General features: G+C 76.1%; 1 protein-coding gene. It reads left to right on the top strand.

Going from position 1 to position 648, the window contains the following annotated elements; translation table 11 throughout:
• The coding region (locus ESO86_RS18190; RefSeq protein WP_129236071.1) for an arginase family protein at window positions 1-648 on the top strand (648 nt) is incomplete at both ends.

Below are 648 nucleotides of genomic sequence, written 5' to 3'. Positions count from 1 at the left end.
CCGCGATCCGCGAGGCGCTGCGGCGGTACAGCCCGGCGCTCGTCCCCGACCGCTCCCGCGACCCGTTCGACTCGCCGCTCGCGGGCGGTGCGGACCTCGGCGAGCTGGACCTCGTCGACGCGGGCGACATCCACGAGCCCGACGGCGAGGCGGGCGAGGCGCGCACGCGGTCTCGTGTCACCCAGGTGCTCGCGCGGTCCGAGGCGCTCGTGGCACTCGGCGGCGACAACTCGGTGACGTTCGCGACCGCGCTGGGGGCCTGGGGCGCCGACCTGGGCACGGCCGGGCTGGTCACGATCGACGCGCACTACGACCTCCGGGACGGCGTCTCCAACGGTTCGCCCGTGCGACGGCTGGTCGAGGCCGGATTGGACCCGAGCCGCATCGTGCAGATCGGCATCCAGGACTTCGCGAACTCCGCCGCCTACGCGCGGCGCGCGGCCGACCTCGGGATCACCGTCATCCACCGCGACGAACTGCACCACCGCCTCCCGCACCTCGCGATGGCGGAGGCGCTCGAGATCGCCGGGGCGGCCGGCGGGCCGGTGCACCTCGACGTCGACGTCGACGCGTGCGATCGAGCCGTCGTGCCCGCGTGCCCCGCGTCGGTGCCCGGCGGGCTCGCGGCGTGGGAGCTCCGCGCGCTCG

Origin of the sequence: Agromyces binzhouensis (assembly GCF_004135055.1) — a bacterium.
GTDB lineage: Bacteria > Actinomycetota > Actinomycetes > Actinomycetales > Microbacteriaceae > Agromyces > Agromyces binzhouensis.
The sequence above is the reverse complement of the archived record's forward strand: the minus strand, read 5'-3'. Positions and strand labels throughout refer to the sequence as shown.